The 14239-nt window shown below is 65.9% G+C and carries 10 protein-coding genes; 7 read left to right on the forward strand and 3 right to left on the reverse strand.

Going from position 1 to position 14239, the window contains the following annotated elements; all coding sequences use genetic code 11:
- Positions 1-67: 67 nt before the first annotated feature.
- The gene (locus ACJMKZ_RS00815) at positions 68-637 is read left to right on the forward strand and encodes a VOC family protein (RefSeq protein ID WP_405231269.1); all 570 of its coding nucleotides are present in this window, start codon (positions 68-70) and stop codon (positions 635-637) included.
- A 101-nt stretch (positions 638-738) separates the two neighbouring features.
- Here ACJMKZ_RS00815 and ACJMKZ_RS00820 read toward each other — a convergent pair whose 3' ends face one another.
- The 3 genes from ACJMKZ_RS00820 to ACJMKZ_RS00830 form a co-directional block, all read right to left on the reverse strand.
- Positions 739-1785, reverse strand: coding sequence for a hypothetical protein (locus tag ACJMKZ_RS00820; RefSeq protein ID WP_405231270.1), 1047 nt, complete (start codon positions 1783-1785; stop codon positions 739-741).
- Between the two features lie 319 nt (positions 1786-2104).
- Positions 2105-3523: a wax ester/triacylglycerol synthase family O-acyltransferase gene (locus ACJMKZ_RS00825; RefSeq protein WP_405231271.1), complete on the reverse strand. Its 1419-nt coding sequence runs from the start codon at positions 3521-3523 to the stop codon at positions 2105-2107.
- A gap of 52 nt (positions 3524-3575) precedes the next feature.
- Entirely contained in the window at positions 3576-5021 is a 1446-nt protein-coding gene (locus ACJMKZ_RS00830; protein ID WP_405231272.1) for an HAD-IB family hydrolase, read from the reverse strand.
- A 199-nt stretch (positions 5022-5220) separates the two neighbouring features.
- Between ACJMKZ_RS00830 and ACJMKZ_RS00835 the strand changes: the two genes are divergently transcribed.
- The 6 genes from ACJMKZ_RS00835 (at position 5221) to ACJMKZ_RS00860 (ending at position 14123) form a co-directional block, all read left to right on the forward strand.
- Positions 5221-6006 (forward strand): alpha/beta fold hydrolase, encoded by a 786-nt coding sequence (locus ACJMKZ_RS00835; protein ID WP_405231273.1) that lies wholly within the window; start codon positions 5221-5223, stop codon positions 6004-6006.
- A gap of 13 nt (positions 6007-6019) precedes the next feature.
- Positions 6020-7474, forward strand: a complete 1455-nt coding sequence (locus ACJMKZ_RS00840) for a WS/DGAT/MGAT family O-acyltransferase (protein ID WP_405231274.1) — start codon at positions 6020-6022, stop codon at positions 7472-7474.
- The gene (locus ACJMKZ_RS00845; protein ID WP_405231276.1) at positions 7471-9069 is read left to right on the forward strand and encodes an AMP-binding protein; all 1599 of its coding nucleotides are present in this window, start codon (positions 7471-7473) and stop codon (positions 9067-9069) included. Before ACJMKZ_RS00840 ends, ACJMKZ_RS00845 begins: the two co-directional genes overlap by 4 nt.
- Before the next feature lie 2 nt (positions 9070-9071).
- Positions 9072-10028 (forward strand): patatin-like phospholipase family protein, encoded by a 957-nt coding sequence (locus tag ACJMKZ_RS00850; RefSeq protein WP_405231277.1) that lies wholly within the window; start codon positions 9072-9074, stop codon positions 10026-10028.
- A gap of 130 nt (positions 10029-10158) precedes the next feature.
- Entirely contained in the window at positions 10159-10836 is a 678-nt protein-coding gene (locus ACJMKZ_RS00855) for a zinc metallopeptidase (RefSeq protein ID WP_405231740.1), read from the forward strand.
- Positions 10837-11393: 557 nt separating this feature from the next.
- A complete protein-coding gene (locus ACJMKZ_RS00860; protein ID WP_405231279.1) occupies positions 11394-14123 on the forward strand; it encodes a TonB-dependent receptor in 2730 nt (909 codons plus the stop codon).
- The last annotated feature ends 116 nt before the right edge of the window (positions 14124-14239 follow it).

Consider the following 14239-nt stretch of genomic DNA (forward strand, 5'->3'; position numbering starts at 1 on the left):
ACCGTCAGCTAGACTGATGGCCACTGGTCAGGAGTGGCCAGTGATCTCAATCAGGGGGAAATAAAATATGGCAACGACCCCGGTCTTTTCGCATGCGGTATTCATGACGCGACGCTTCGAGGCAATGAAGGCGTGGTATATGACGGTCTTTGGCGCGGAGATCGTGCACGGGGATCCCGCTCTCGCATTTCTCACCTATGACGACGAGAGTCATCGCTTTGCAATCGCGAATCTCGACGTGCTGAAGCCTGACAGGCCCGCGAATTCAGGCCCCGGCGATATCGGTGTCAATCATATCGCGTACACCTACGCCTCGGCGGCAGACTTGCTCGACACGTACGCGAGACTCGAGGAGCAGGGACTCAGTCCCTACTGGGCAGTTCATCACGGCTTCACGCTTTCCTTCTATTACCAGGACCCGGACGGTAATCGAATCGAGCTTCAGGTCGAATCCTGCAGTTCCAGAGATGCCTTCGACTATATGCGAAGTGAAGCCTTCGCAGAGAATCCGGTCGGGGTTGAAGTGGACCCCGAGGCGCTCCTGGCACGCTACCGCGGGGGCGCGAGTGAAGCCGAGCTGACCGCACGGCCCGAAGGAAAGCCATCAGCGATTCCTGAGGCTCATGGCATTGCCTGAAAGGTGAGGAACTGATCCGGATCTGTCCGAGGTTGGCCGAGAGTACACATCGGGTTGATCATGGCTTGGCAGTGTGTCCCGTCAGGCGGGTGAAGCCCGATTCAATCACCAAGGGATCCTCGATAGTCAGGCAGCCTCATGGCATAGACGGGCGTATCGATGTGGCGCACGAGGATCGCCATATCGAACTCACGGAAACTGGCAATACGGAACCGACCAAAGCAATGGGCGAGGTTGACCGGGTGTCGCGATCGGTCGGCGGCATCCGCAATTGGGTCCAGCCTGGCATTCCGATTAACGACGTGCCACTCCGCTGAGTCGTCCAACGCGATGGAATGTAGGGTCGGCCCATCGAGCGGGGAGTAATACACGAGGGCTTCCAGCCTCGGTGAGTATTCCAGTCCGGCAAATTGTCGAATGCGTGGTTTCTCACCCTGAGAAGCCACGGCTGATCCGGGTCCGGCGGGTTCGTCGGGATCAATCAGCTCCAGTCGATCCCGGCAATGAAGAGCTACGGCGAGCTTATCCATCATGGGCTCGTACGTCATCGCGTTGTGATTGGCCTCACCCGGGAATTTGTTCGGATGGAAGTCCCGCCATCGGCCGGTCGTGCCGTCGGTGTTCTCATCATCGGGGCTGTAGCCAACGAATGCATTTCCGCCGCCATCATCGCCGCTGTGTCCCCACAGGATTCGACGTTTCGGATCCCATGTCGTGAATCCACCCGAGTTGAGAATCGCCGACGGATGCCGTGGTCCGTGCCGCCAGGTGAGGGAATCGAGATTGAAGAGGTGTGGAATCGGCGTCGCCTTGACTCTCGGCCCGAGTTCCGTCTGCCCCTTCAGGAGCAGGTAGTCATTACCTGCCGGGTCGTACTGCACGTAATCGTACGTATGCGGTGGCAATGGTGATCCATCGGGATACGTCGAAGTCTCGTAAACGGCCCCTTCGCCGTAGTCTTCGGGGTTGCCAGTCACGAAACCCGTCGTCAGCCGATTCCATCCCCGGCTGGCCACATCAAACGCATGAACGTCCGAACCGAAGTAAGTGGTATGGCCGCCCCCGAATATGACCATCGCGCCCGATTCGCCGAAGCGCGTTGCGAAGATGGCACTGTTCCAGGCCTCCGTGATGGCGCAGAATCCCATGCGGCCACGCCATGGGGCTATCCAGTCTCTCCCCAGCGCTCGCCGGATTCGCTCCTTTACGTCGAGAGGTGGGTTAAGCAAGGGGTCCCGCGCTGGATCCCCGTCTTCCAGGTAGCGCGTTCCTGCGGGAGTCCGCGGCAAGCCCAGATCAGGCTCGTCGCCGGAAATACGGAACCAATGACCCGGTTCCATCCGCCCTGCCCAGTCGGGCGCCTTTACCGCCTGCTCGCTCAAAGCGGGCTTTCGCGAGGCCAATCGAAAAATTTCCCGGTCAGGCGCAGAACCCATCGAGGCTGGTTGATCCACGGACGAAGGTCGGTCATCCGGCTGTTCCGATCACTCCCTGCAGCTCCCCGAACGCCGCCTCCAGACACTCCGCATAGAACGCGGGGTCCGGCATCATCTTCCGGTCGCAAACGAAGGCGATCGCCAGACGGCCGTCGTAGCTGGTGACGGTATGGGCCAGCGCCAGGTCGTCCATGATGCTGGCCATGCCCGTGAATGCGAGCAGCCGGGCGCCGCACAGATAGAGCGGGCGCTCCGGTCCGGGCGTGATGCTGACCACCAGGTTGTGGTTCTTGCGGTACTGGCGGCCGGGCCCGAGGTTCGCCGAGATGGTGCGTGCCGCCAGATTCATGGTGGTCGCCGGCAGGATGTCCTGCAGTTCGCTCATCTCGCCGGCGTCCACTGCGCTCTCCACGCGGGCGTTCTCGATCTCGCCGTGGATGCCCGCAAGACGGGCCTCGGCGTCGGCGACGTGAGTCATGAGCTTGATGCGGGCCAGCTGGACCCGGTGGCCGGGCAGGCCCTCCTCCGACTTCTCCTGATGGTGGAGCGGCAACAGCGCCCACAGGGAGGCGGCCGGCAGCTCCTCCTTCGCCTCCAGGTAGCCGCGCACTGCCCCGGCGCAGATTGCCACCGCCACGTCCTCTGCGGTGCCCCGCGCCAGGCTGGCGGCGATCTCCCGGACGGTTTCCATGGCGAAGAAACGGGTGTCCCACACCCGGTGGGGCGTGATGCGGTGGTCGAAGCGCGTGACCGGTGCCGGGCCGTGCTCGGTGCGCAGCAGCTCCTGCGGCTTGCTCCGGCTGCTGCCCACGATCGGCAGCCGGTCGATCAGGCTCTGGCCGGTCTCGAGGATCTTGGTGGTGTTGTTGAACCAGGAGAGCAGCAGCAGCTCGCCCAGTCCCGGCTCCTGCTCGGCGTGCCAGCGCGCGCCGGGCGGGGCAGCCGGGGCGTGAGGCGCCAGGTCGTGCAGCGCGATGGTGAAGTCTTCCTCGGTGGCGTCGTCGACGGCCGCGTGATGCACCTTCGTCATGACGGCGAAGGCGCCGTCGGGCAGGCCCTCGATGCTGTCCAGTCCCTCGATGACGTACATCTCCCAGGGCGGCCGCGTGAGATCCAGGGGGCGCGCGTGCAGCCGTGAGAGCTGGATGCAGAGATGGCGCCAGTCGCCAGGCTCGGGCAGTGCGATGTGGCGCAGGTGGAAATCGAGCTCGAAGTGGGGGTCCTCGATCCACCAGGGGTAATCCAGGTCGAGTGGCACGCGCACCAGGCGCTGGCGGAACAGGCGCGAGGTATCGAGCCGCTGCTCCATGTGGCGGCGGATGGCGTCGAAGCGAACCTCGCCGCCGGCGGCAGTGGCGGGGTCGTAGATGTAGACGGTGGAGACGTGCTGGTGCCGGCCCGGACGGTCGGAATAGAGAAAGAAGGCGTCGGATCCGCTGAGTTGTCTCATGCTTGGCTCTCGCCGGCCATTGTACCCCGATGGCGTGGTCGTAGCGGTGCCGTTACTCCTGTCGCGGCTCCCACTGCCCGAGCTTGTGCAGGAAGAGTTCGCGGATGCGGCGGGACTGCGGCGCGATGTTCCGCAGCGTCCAGCCCTCGGTCGACACCGGCGGCAGCACCGTCACCTTCACCTCGGCCGGGCGCACGATGAGGCTGCCGTTCGGCAGCGCATCCTGCGCGTTGTGGATGACGACGGGCACTATCGGTACGCCCGCCTGGCGGGCCAGATGGAAGGCGCCGCGATTGAACGCCCCCAGCCGGCCGTCCCGGCTGCGGGTGCCCTCCGGCGCGATGGCGACGGAGCGGCCTTCCTCCAGGGCGGTGACGGCAGGTTTCAGCGCCTTCCTCGGGCCGCCCACGTTGTCCTGATCGATAAACACGGTCCCCGCGACGGTGAGCGCGGGGCCGAGTAAGGGCTGGCGCTGCACCTCCTTCTTCGCGATTCCGACCACATCCTCCCGCAGGAGCTTCGCGACGATGAGCACATCCATAGCGCTCTGGTGGTTGAAGACGAACACCGCGGGTCGGTCGGACCAGAGGTGCTCTTCGCCTTCGATCATCAGCCGGAGGCGGGCGATCAGCGGGGCAAAGTTGGTCCACGTCGCCAGCGACAGGTTCAGCGCGTCCTGTGCGCTTGCCCCCAACAGGCGCAGCGGCAGCCCGGCCGCGAAGCTCGGCAGGATACTGCCGAAGGTGGTGAGCGTGCGGGCGACGTCCAGCGGCCCGATGCTGCCGCGGCTGTCGAAATCGTGCAACGGCCAGCCCTGGCGTTCGGCGACGGGGCGGAGATGGCGGTCCGGGTTGATGACGACGGGATTGCCGACCGCCTCCAGCAGCGGCAGATCCTCGCTGCCATTGGAGTAGAAGTAGCTCTTCTTCAGGGAGATCCTGCGCGGGCGTGCGAATGCCCGGGCGGCCGTGAGCTTGTTTGCACCGTAGCAGGGTTCGCCCCGGATGGTGCCGGTGAAGCGGCCACCGGTCACGCCGAGTTCGGTGCATAGCACGTGCTCGATGCCCAGGTGATCGGCTAGCGGCTCGGCCTGATAGCGAGTGGCGGAAGTCACGATGGCGACGGTGTGGCCCCGGTCCCGGTGCGCGCGCAGCAGGGCCTTGATCTCCGGGAACACCTGAGGAATCAGCCGGTCCCGGCAGACCTTCTGACCGAGCCGTATCAACTCCGTCTCCCGCTGGCCGCGCAGGTTCGCGACGGAGGCCGCCATGCCGTCCTCGAAATCGCCGGTTTTCGTGAGGTAGCGGGCCGACATCGTGACGAGGTCGCGGAGCTCGTCGACGCCGACCTGGCCGGCCTTCAGCCGTTCCACGAAGAAATCGCCGACCGAGTGGCCGGCGATGATCGTGCCGTCCAGATCGAAGAACGCGCCGACGCTGCGGCCGCCGACGCCGTCGCGCACGCTGCGGGTAACCGCCGCATAGGGCTCCCTGTTCATGCCCTCACCATGCCCGTCGTCATGCCGCTCGCTCCTTGTGGATTCGCTGCCTGTGGATACGCCTGCCATAGTAGGCCGGGCCCGGCCCGCCCGCCAATGGACGCCGACCGCGGCAGATCGGCTGCCGCTCCCGCTGCGGGTCGCCGCGGGTACAATGGCCCGGAATGCACCGGTACGAGGATCGCTACGAGGATAGCTGATGCCGGATGGCGAGGACGCAGATACCGGGCGGGTGCAACCGCCCTTCCTGGGCTACGCCTTCGCCGAGTTGCCGCGGGCGATCCTGGAGTTCATGTGCTTGCTGCCGGCCCACCCGCTGGTGCTTACCGCGCCGCGGGGAGACGGCCATCCGGTCATCACCGTGCCCGGCTTCCGCGGCAACGACACCTCCATGCTGATCCTGCGCCGTTATCTGAAGCACTGGGGTTACGATCCGCATCCCTGGGGGCTCGGCACCAATCTCGGTATCGGTTACGACCGCACCGAGTACGAGGAGCGCTTCGTCGCCCAGCTGGAGCGCGTCGCCGGGAAGACCGGCCGCAAGGTCACCCTGATCGGCTGGAGCCAGGGCGGCGTCATCGCCCGCCAGGCCGCGAAGATGCGCGGCGATCTCGTCCGCCAGCTGATCACGATGGGCAGTCCCATCGGCGACACGCCGGAGGCCACCACCATCTGGCGGATCTACCAGCGCACCTCGCCGGAGGACATCACGCCGGAGTTGCTCGCCTTCCTGCGCGAGGTGGCCACGCCCGTTCCCGCCGTGCGCTGCACCTGCATCTACAGCCACACGGACGGCGTGGTGGCACCGGCCATCGCCCAGGACCGGGTATCACCGCTGGCCGAGAACATCAGCGTGGTCGCCAGCCATTTCGGCATGGCCGTGAACCCGGCCGTGCTCTACATCGTGGCCGATCGGCTGGCCCAGACCGAGGACGGCTGGCACCCGTTCAACCCTAATCCCGTCGCCCGCTTCCTGCACGGGTGAAGGAGGAGCCGACATGCTGAAGCAGTTATCCGGTCTCGATTCCCTGTTCCTTTACGCGGAATCGGAGCGGGCGCCGCTGGAAGTGAGTTCGCTGCAGATCTACGACCCTTCCACGCATCCGGCAGGGCGCGTGAAGTTCAGCGAGATTCTCGCGACCTTCGCGGAACGCATCGACCGATCGAAGGTGTTCCGCAGGAAGCTGCTGCCGGTCCCGTTCGCGCTCGACTATCCCTACTGGGTGGAGGACGAGGACTTCGACCTCGAATACCACGTGCGCCACATCGCCCTGCCGAAGCCCGGCGACTGGCGTCAGCTCATGGACCTGGTCGCACGCCTCCAGGCGCAGCAGCTCGATCTCGCCCGGCCGCTCTGGGTGGTCTACATCATCGAGGGACTCAACGAGGTGCCCGGCGTGAAACCCGGCTGTTTCGGGATGTTCATGAAGATGCACCACGCCACCATCGACGGCGTCAGCGGCCAGGAGATCCAGGCGGCCATCCACGACTTCGAGCCGGTGCCGGCGGACGGCTCCGGCTACGAGCCCGAGCCGGGCCGCGCGCAGCCGGCGCCGGGCGCGGCCCGGCTGCTGCTGCGCAGCCCGTTCAGTAATCTCGCGAAGTCGCTGCGCCTCGGCGGTGCGGTGGCCGCCGCCGTGCCGGGCGTGGTGAAAGCCGGCCTCGCCGGCCGCGGTCGGGAGCGCTCACCGGTGCCGAAGACAGTCTTCAACCGGGGACGCGTGTCGCCGAGCCGGGTGGTGGACGGGCACGTCTACGACCTGGCCGAGGTGAAGGCGGTCTCGAAGGCGCTGGAAGGCACCATCAACGACGTGGTGCTGGCAGTCGTGGCCGGGGCGCTGCGGCGTTACCTCGCGGCCCGCGGCGAACTGCCCGAGGAGACGCTGGTGGCGGCCTGCCCTATGAACGTGCGGGGCGAGGATGACCACGGCCGCGAGGTGGACAACCTTGTGAGCGCCATGCTGACGCCCCTGCACACGGAGATCGCCGACCCGCTGGAGCGTGTGCGTGCCATCCACGAGGGCACGGAGGAGGCGAAGGCGGTGATGGAGGCGATCGGCCCGCGGCGGATGGCGGAGATTCCGATGAACCTGCCGTCTCTCGTCGCCCGCGGGCTGTTTCCCCTGCTGATGGAGCTGACGGTGCGCTCCGGCACGGTGGCGTTCAATACGATGGTGACGAACGTGGCCGGCATCCAGAAGCCGGTCTACCTGGCCGGGGCCGAGATGGTGGCCATGCTAGGCATGGGTCCGGTGGTGCACCAGGCCGGCCTGTTCCACGCCGCGTTCTCCTACAATGGCGTCATCTCGGTCATGTTCACCGCCTGCCGGCAGATGCTGCCGGATCCGGAGATCTACGCGGAGTGCATCGATGCGTCCTACCGGGAGGTGCGTGATGCGGCGCTGGCGGGCAAAGGGGGTCGGCGGGCAGGCGGCGCCGGGAACGAGGCATGAGCATGGAGCGGATGGCGGCTCTCGCCGATCAGCCCGAACCCTCCATCCGGGACGAGTTCTCCGTCGACTGGCTGGACTACCACGCGCGCTACGATGCCGATGTGGTAGCCGCGGTGGACGTGGATACCGGCCGCAGTTTCACCTACGGAGAGTTCAACGACCGGCTGCGGCGGCTCGCCGTGGGTCTCAAGTCCGCGTACGGGCTCGAGAAAGGCGACCGCATCGCCATGCTCTGCCAGAACTCGACGGACGTGTTCGAGACTCTGTTCGCCGGCTGGGAGCTGGGCGCGGCGCTCATGCCGCTGAACTGGCGGCTCAGTGCCCGCGAGATCGCGGCCATCCTGAACCACGGCGAGCCGAGCGTGGTGATCTGTGACGAGGAGTTCGGTCATCTCGTCGAGGGGACGGGGCTGCCGAAGCTGGAGCGCAGGAGCGATCCGGCAGACAGCGAGTACGAGCAGCTGATCGAGTCCGAGAGCGGCGATGCGCTCGAGCGCGCGCACCTCACCATCGACGACCTGGCCACGCTGCTCTACACGTCCGGCACGACGGGCATGCCCAAGGGCGTGATCGGCACCTTCCGGATGATGCGCGACACCATCATCCACGCCGCCCTGCACGGCGATCTCACGGCCAGTTCCCGCTCGCTCACGTGTGCGCCCATGTTCCATTCGGCCGGCTTGTACGGGTTCTCCATGCCCGTCTTCCACTACGGCGGCACGCTGTGCGTCATGAAGAAATGGGACCCGCGGCGCTTCCTCGGCATGCTGACCGATGCCGCGGCCGGCATCACCCATTGCCTGGGCGTGCCCGTCCAGTACGCCATGATGGCCGAGCTCCCCGAGTTTGCCGAGGCCGAATTCCCCACCCTGCGGGTGGCCGGCGTCGGCGCCGCCCCGGTCTCCACGGACCTGCTGGCGGCGTGGGCGGCCAAGGGCGTGCATCTGGCCCAGTCCTACGGCCTCACCGAGGCATTCAGCGTGGCGATCCTGCCGCCCCGGCAGGCGGCGGGTCGGGTGGGCTCGGCCGGGCACCGGATGATGCACACCCGGCTGCGCATCGCGGACGAGGCGGGCGACGAACTCCCGGACGGCGAGGTCGGGGAAATTCAGATCAAGGGGCCGGCGGTGACGCCCGGTTACTGGAAGGCGCCCGAGGAGACCGCCAGGGCCTTCGTGGACGGCTGGTTCCGGACCGGGGACGCGGGCCGGCTCGCGCCCGACGGCACGCTTTATATCGTGGACCGCTACAAGGACATGTACATCTCGGGCGGGGAGAATGTCTATCCCGCCGAGGTGGAAAACGTGCTGTGCGAGCTGCCGGAGGTGGCGGCGGCCGCGGTGGTCGGCGTGGCCGACGAGAAGTGGGGGCAGGCGGGCCTGGCGGCGATCCGGCTCCGCGCCGGCGCGAGCGCGGACCCGGACGAGCTGCTGGCCCATTGCGCGGACCGCCTGGCACGGTACAAGCTGCCGAAGTACGTGCGCTTCGTCGAAGCGCTGCCGATGAGTGCGCAGGGCAAGGTGCTGAAACAGGAACTCAAGCGCCTGTACGATCCCGCGGGAAGTGCCGGCGGGACGACTGAACAGAGGAAATGAACGTGAGCAGTGACAAGCGCGAGATCTCGCTGGTGCTGGGCAGCGGCGGCGCCCGGGGCTACGCCCACGTTGGCGTGATCCGCTGGATCGAGGAACACGACCTGAAGATAACCTCGGTGGTGGGAGCGTCGATGGGTGCGCTCATCGGCGGCTGTTATGCGGCGGGCAAGCTGGACGAATACGCGGAGTGGGCCTCGGCCATCCGCAAGAGCGACATCGTGCGACTGCTGGATTTCACCCTCAGCAAGTCCGGCTTCGTGGACGGCACCCGCATCATGAACGTGCTGAAGGATTTCGTGGGCGACCACGAGATACGGGATCTGCCGGTGCGCTTCACCGCCGTGGCCTCCGACATCGCCCGCGAGAAAGAGGTCTGGATCAGCTCCGGCTCGCTGTTCGAGGCGATCCGGGCCTCCATCGCCCTGCCGTTCTTCTTTGTGCCGTTCCGTAAGGACGGCCGTCCGCTGCTGGACGGGGGCATACTGAATCCGGTGCCCATCGCGCCCACCTTCGACGATCCCACCGACTTTACCGTGGCGGTGAACCTCAACGGCCCGCCGGACGAGAACCTGCGGATGCCGGGCAAGCGCAAGGCGCCGTCCGAGGAGAACCGGAAGGACAAGCAGGGCCTCATCGACCGCTTCCTCGATCGCCTGCACGACCAGTTCACTCGTGACAGTTCGGACGGGTGGAGCATGCTCGACATCGCCCAGCAGACCTTCGACACGATGCAGAGCACCATCGCCCGCACCAAGCTCGCCGCCTATCCGCCGGACGTGGTCATCTCCATCCCCCGGGACGTCGCCAGCATCATGGAGTTCGACCGGGCCGACGAACTCATCGAACTCGGCTACCAGGCCGCGGACCGCCAGCTCAGCCGCTTCCTGAAGCGCCGCGCCCGCCTGGAGAAGGAAGAAGAGGAGGCCGCCGCGCAGGAAGAATCGCAGGAAGAATCGTAAGAAGAATCGTAAGAAGAATCGCAGGAGGGCCTTCAGGCCCGATATCTTCCCCGTTCGACCTCGCAAGGAAACCACCGCCCGCCGGTATTGTCTGAACGGTTGATCGAGAACGTCTCCCGAACCCATGCACATCCTCCTCCTCATCGTCATCGGTATCGCCGTCCTCCTGGGGCCCGGTCTCTGGGTAAAGCGTGTGATGGAACGCTACAGCCGGCCCGCCGACCGTTATCCGATGACCGGCGCCCGGCTCGCGCGGGATCTGCTGGACGGCGCCGGCCTCGAGAAGGTGCGCACCGAGAAGACCGAGCAGGGCGATCACTACGACCCCATCGAGAAGGTGGTGCGGCTCAGCCCGGACAACCATGACGGTCGCTCGCTCACCGCCATCACCGTGGCTGCCCACGAGGTGGGTCATGCGTTACAGGATGCGGGCGGGTTCGGGCCGCTGCGCTGGCGCACGCAACTGGTGCGCTGGATCTCGCCGATCGAGCGCGTCGGCGCCGGCCTCATGATGGCCGCGCCGGTGATGGTGGCCGTGACCCGGGCGCCGGTCGCTGGTTTGATGATGTTCCTCGGCGGCCTGCTCACGCTGGCTTCGGGCATCCTGGTGCACGCCACCACCCTGCCGACGGAGTTCGACGCCAGCTTCCGCCGGGCGTTGCCGCTGCTGGCGAAACGTCGCGTGCTGCGGGAGGGCGACGAACGCCATGCCCGGAAGATCCTCCGGGCCGCGGCCATGACCTACGTGTCCGCGTCGCTGATGAGTCTGCTGAACGTGGCGCGGTGGTGGGCGATATTGCGGCGTTGATGCGACGCCGCAGGTAGGAGGGCCTTCAGGCCCGACTTGCCCGCGCATCGGGCCTGAAGGCCCTCCTACGCTTCCTTGCCAGCGCCGCCGCGGGTCTGCGGGGCGGCCCGTTGGTTACATCAGCGCAACGCAAAGCCTATTGACTGTCTTTAGACCGGCGTTCGGATCAGAGTCCGGGCGCGCGTCCTAACTATCTGATCAAAATAATAAAATAAACGGATATCGAGACGACATAAGTGGAGCGATTGGCATAAAAGCAACAATTTATTTCGAGCGACTTTGCAATGCAGCACCAGTCTAGGCACACTAGTTGCTTATCGGACACAGCATTGCTGTTGACGCGGTGCGGCGCTGTCCTGCCGCACCGCCCGATCCGTGAAGCGTCTGAGGGAGATTCGAGTCGGCACCCGGCACGGGTGGCGTCCTCCGGGCGCTGCGGATATCCGCAAACTGCCGGCGCAAAGCCGCAGCGGACGAAGCAGAACCAAGAAACAGAACGTCATGGCCGGCTCCGGCTATGGCCACAACGAAATCGAAGCGACAAACAGGAAGAGGTTATGAGACGGAATACGAAGATTCGCGCGGCCGTCGTATCGGCCCTTGCGGCTGGCGCCGGCTCGACGGCAGTCACGGCAGTCCAGGCGCAGGAAGCTCCCGCGGCCCCGAAGAAAAGGGCCATCGAGGAGATCGTCGTTACGGCGACGAAGCGGCAGGAGTCCATGCAGGACGTCCCCGTCGCGGTCTCGGCTCTACAGGGTGACAACCTCGAGGAGCTGCGCATCAGCAGCTTCCAGGATTACGCGCTGTACCTGCCCAATGTGACCAGCCAGGGCACCGGTCCGGGCCAGCAGGAGATCTACATCCGCGGCGCCGCGACTTCGCAGACCATCCTCACGCTGTCGTCGGTCCAGGGTCTGCAGCCCTCCGTCGCACTCTATCTCGACGAGCAGCCCGTGGCCCTGCAGGGCCGCAACCTCGACGTCTACGCCACCGACCTCGCCCGCGTGGAGGTCCTGCCGGGGCCGCAGGGCACCCTGTTCGGCGCGAGTTCCCAGGCGGGCACGGTGCGGCTGATCACGAACAAGCCGGATCATTCGTCATTCCAGGCCGGGTTCGATACCAGCATCTCGAACACGACCGGCGGCGAGATGAGCAACTCCGTCGAGGCGTATTTCAATCTGCCCATCTCGGATACGCTGGCGTTTCGGCTGGCTGCCTACAACGACAACCAGGGCGGCTGGATCGACCACATCCTCAACGATCCGGACAACGGCGGCTGGAACGGCAGCACCGTCGTCATCGACCGCATCTCGGGCGGCCCGCTGCCGGATCCCGAGAATCAGGAGATCCCGATCCCGCGTAACGATCAGCTCGTCGAGGGTGACTTCAACGACGCCACCTACACCGGCGGCCGCTTCGGCCTGTCCTGGCTGATCAACGACCGCTGGGACCTGCTGGTGCAGCACACCCAGCAGACGCTCGACACCGAGGGCGTCTGGGCCTACGACCCCAACCTCGACGGCGAGAGCTCGGTCAACCGCTTCGCGCCGGACGCGAACGAGGACGACTTCGGGCTCACCACCTGGACCCTGAACGGACGGCTGGCCATGCTGGATGTCGTCTACACCGGCGGCTATCTGGACCGGCAGGTGAATTCCACCGTCGACTACACGTTCTACACGAACGGCGGCCTGTTCTCGGCCTACTACGTATGCTCGGACTTCTCGGACACGACCGGCACCTACTACGACGAGTGCTTCAATCCGCAGAAGTTCTACAAGGAAGACACCGAGAACACGCGGATGACCCACGAGTTCCGCGTCAACACGCCGGACGCCAATCGCTGGCGCCTGACCGCGGGCGTGTTCTACGACGACCAGGAACTGGCCAGCACCGGCTGGTTCAAGATCGCCTCCACGGACAGCCCCTATTTCGAGAACGTGGGCGCCGCCCGCAGCATCCCGCAGGTGGAGGGCACCCGCTACGGCGGCCAAGACATACCCGGCGAGGTCAGCTTCGTCAACGACGTGACGCGCACGACGGATCAGATCGCCGTGTTCGGTCAGGCCGAGTTCGACATCACCGACCGGCTGACGGCCGCCTTCGGCGCACGCTGGTATGAGATCAACGACGAGTACAAGGGCGCCACGACCACGGTCAATGTGACCGAGCGGCTGCGGGCGCTCGGCATCGGCACCGAACAGGCGCTGGCCGACGCCGGCTTCACCGACGGCGACGGCGACGGCACCATCGACGTGTTCGCGGCCATCCAGAGTGGTCAGCTCGACGTGAGTGACCTCGACAGCGACGGCGTACTGACCCAGGACGACGTGATCCTGCGCTTCTCGCTGGATTGGCGCGTGACCGACCGTATCCTGCTGTTCGGTAACTACGCCGAGGGCTTCCGCCCGCCGGTGACGAACCGGGTCGGCGGCGGTGCCGCAAGGTCGGGTAACCCCACGTTCGAGGGTTTCCGCATCCCGGTCTACTCCCAGACGGACGATCTGCAGAACTACGAGCTCGGCTTCAAGGGTGACTTCTTCGACGATACGCTGCGCCTGAATGCGACCGCGTTCTACTCGGAGATCACGGACCTGCAGACCTCGCGTTTCGATCCCACGAACATCAGCTTTCTGTGGTTCGCGGACAACGTGGGTGACGCCGAGATCACGGGTATCGACGGCGACTTCATCTGGCAGCCGACGGCGAATCTCACCATCGCCGGCGCCTTCAGCGTGCTCGACACCGAGATCACCCGTCTGAACGAAGAGCTGCAGGGCATCGCTGCCCCGGTGGGCAGCGAGCTGCCGTTCTCGCCCGAGTTCTCCGGCAACGTCCGGGCCCGCTACGGCTTCGACATGCCGGCCATCGGCGAGGTCGAGAACCTGCGCGGCTACGTGACCGGCGGCGTCGCCTACACCGGCGAAAGCAAGGTCGGCCTGAAGATGGACGCCTACGTGGTCGAAGACACCATGCAGCGTGTGTATCAGGTCTCGGGCTCCGGCCTGGAGATCGAGCGGGAGGCGGATGCCTTCGTCGGCGCCGCACCCGGCACCGAGCTGCTCGACCAGACCGGCATCCCCGGCGGCCGCTACGTTCAGGAGTCCTACACCATCGCCAACCTGGCGTTCGGCGTGGAGAAGGACACCTGGACGGCCGAGTTCTTCATCGACAACGTGTTCGACGAGAATGCGCAGGTGTACATCGACACCCAGCAGTTCACGCCGCACGTGGTGACGAACCGGCCGCGGACCTACGGCATCCGCCTGTCCTACGACTTCCTCTGAAGCATCAGGCGAGTCCGAAGGAGGGCAGGCCCGCATTGCGGGCTTGCCCTCTTTTCGTTCAGGGTTTAGAAGAGAGATCGGCGGGGCGGCGGGCCCGGCGTGACGGGCGCAGGTCG

Origin of the sequence: Lentisalinibacter salinarum, from assembly GCF_040706555.1 — a bacterium.
Taxonomy (GTDB): Bacteria; Pseudomonadota; Gammaproteobacteria; order Steroidobacterales; family Woeseiaceae; genus Lentisalinibacter; species Lentisalinibacter salinarum.

Coding starts and splice junctions, on each gene's coding strand:
- ACJMKZ_RS00815 (WP_405231269.1), top strand. CDS start 68: ATGGCAACGACCCCGGTCTTTTCGCATGCGGTATTCATGACGCGACGC.
- ACJMKZ_RS00820 (WP_405231270.1), bottom strand. CDS start 1,785: ATGGGATTCTGCGCCATCACGGAGGCCTGGAACAGTGCCATCTTCGCA.
- ACJMKZ_RS00825 (WP_405231271.1), bottom strand. CDS start 3,523: ATGAGACAACTCAGCGGATCCGACGCCTTCTTTCTCTATTCCGACCGT.
- ACJMKZ_RS00830 (WP_405231272.1), bottom strand. CDS start 5,021: ATGAACAGGGAGCCCTATGCGGCGGTTACCCGCAGCGTGCGCGACGGC.
- ACJMKZ_RS00835 (WP_405231273.1), top strand. CDS start 5,221: ATGCCGGATGGCGAGGACGCAGATACCGGGCGGGTGCAACCGCCCTTC.
- ACJMKZ_RS00840 (WP_405231274.1), top strand. CDS start 6,020: ATGCTGAAGCAGTTATCCGGTCTCGATTCCCTGTTCCTTTACGCGGAA.
- ACJMKZ_RS00845 (WP_405231276.1), top strand. CDS start 7,471: ATGAGCATGGAGCGGATGGCGGCTCTCGCCGATCAGCCCGAACCCTCC.
- ACJMKZ_RS00860 (WP_405231279.1), top strand. CDS start 11,394: ATGAGACGGAATACGAAGATTCGCGCGGCCGTCGTATCGGCCCTTGCG.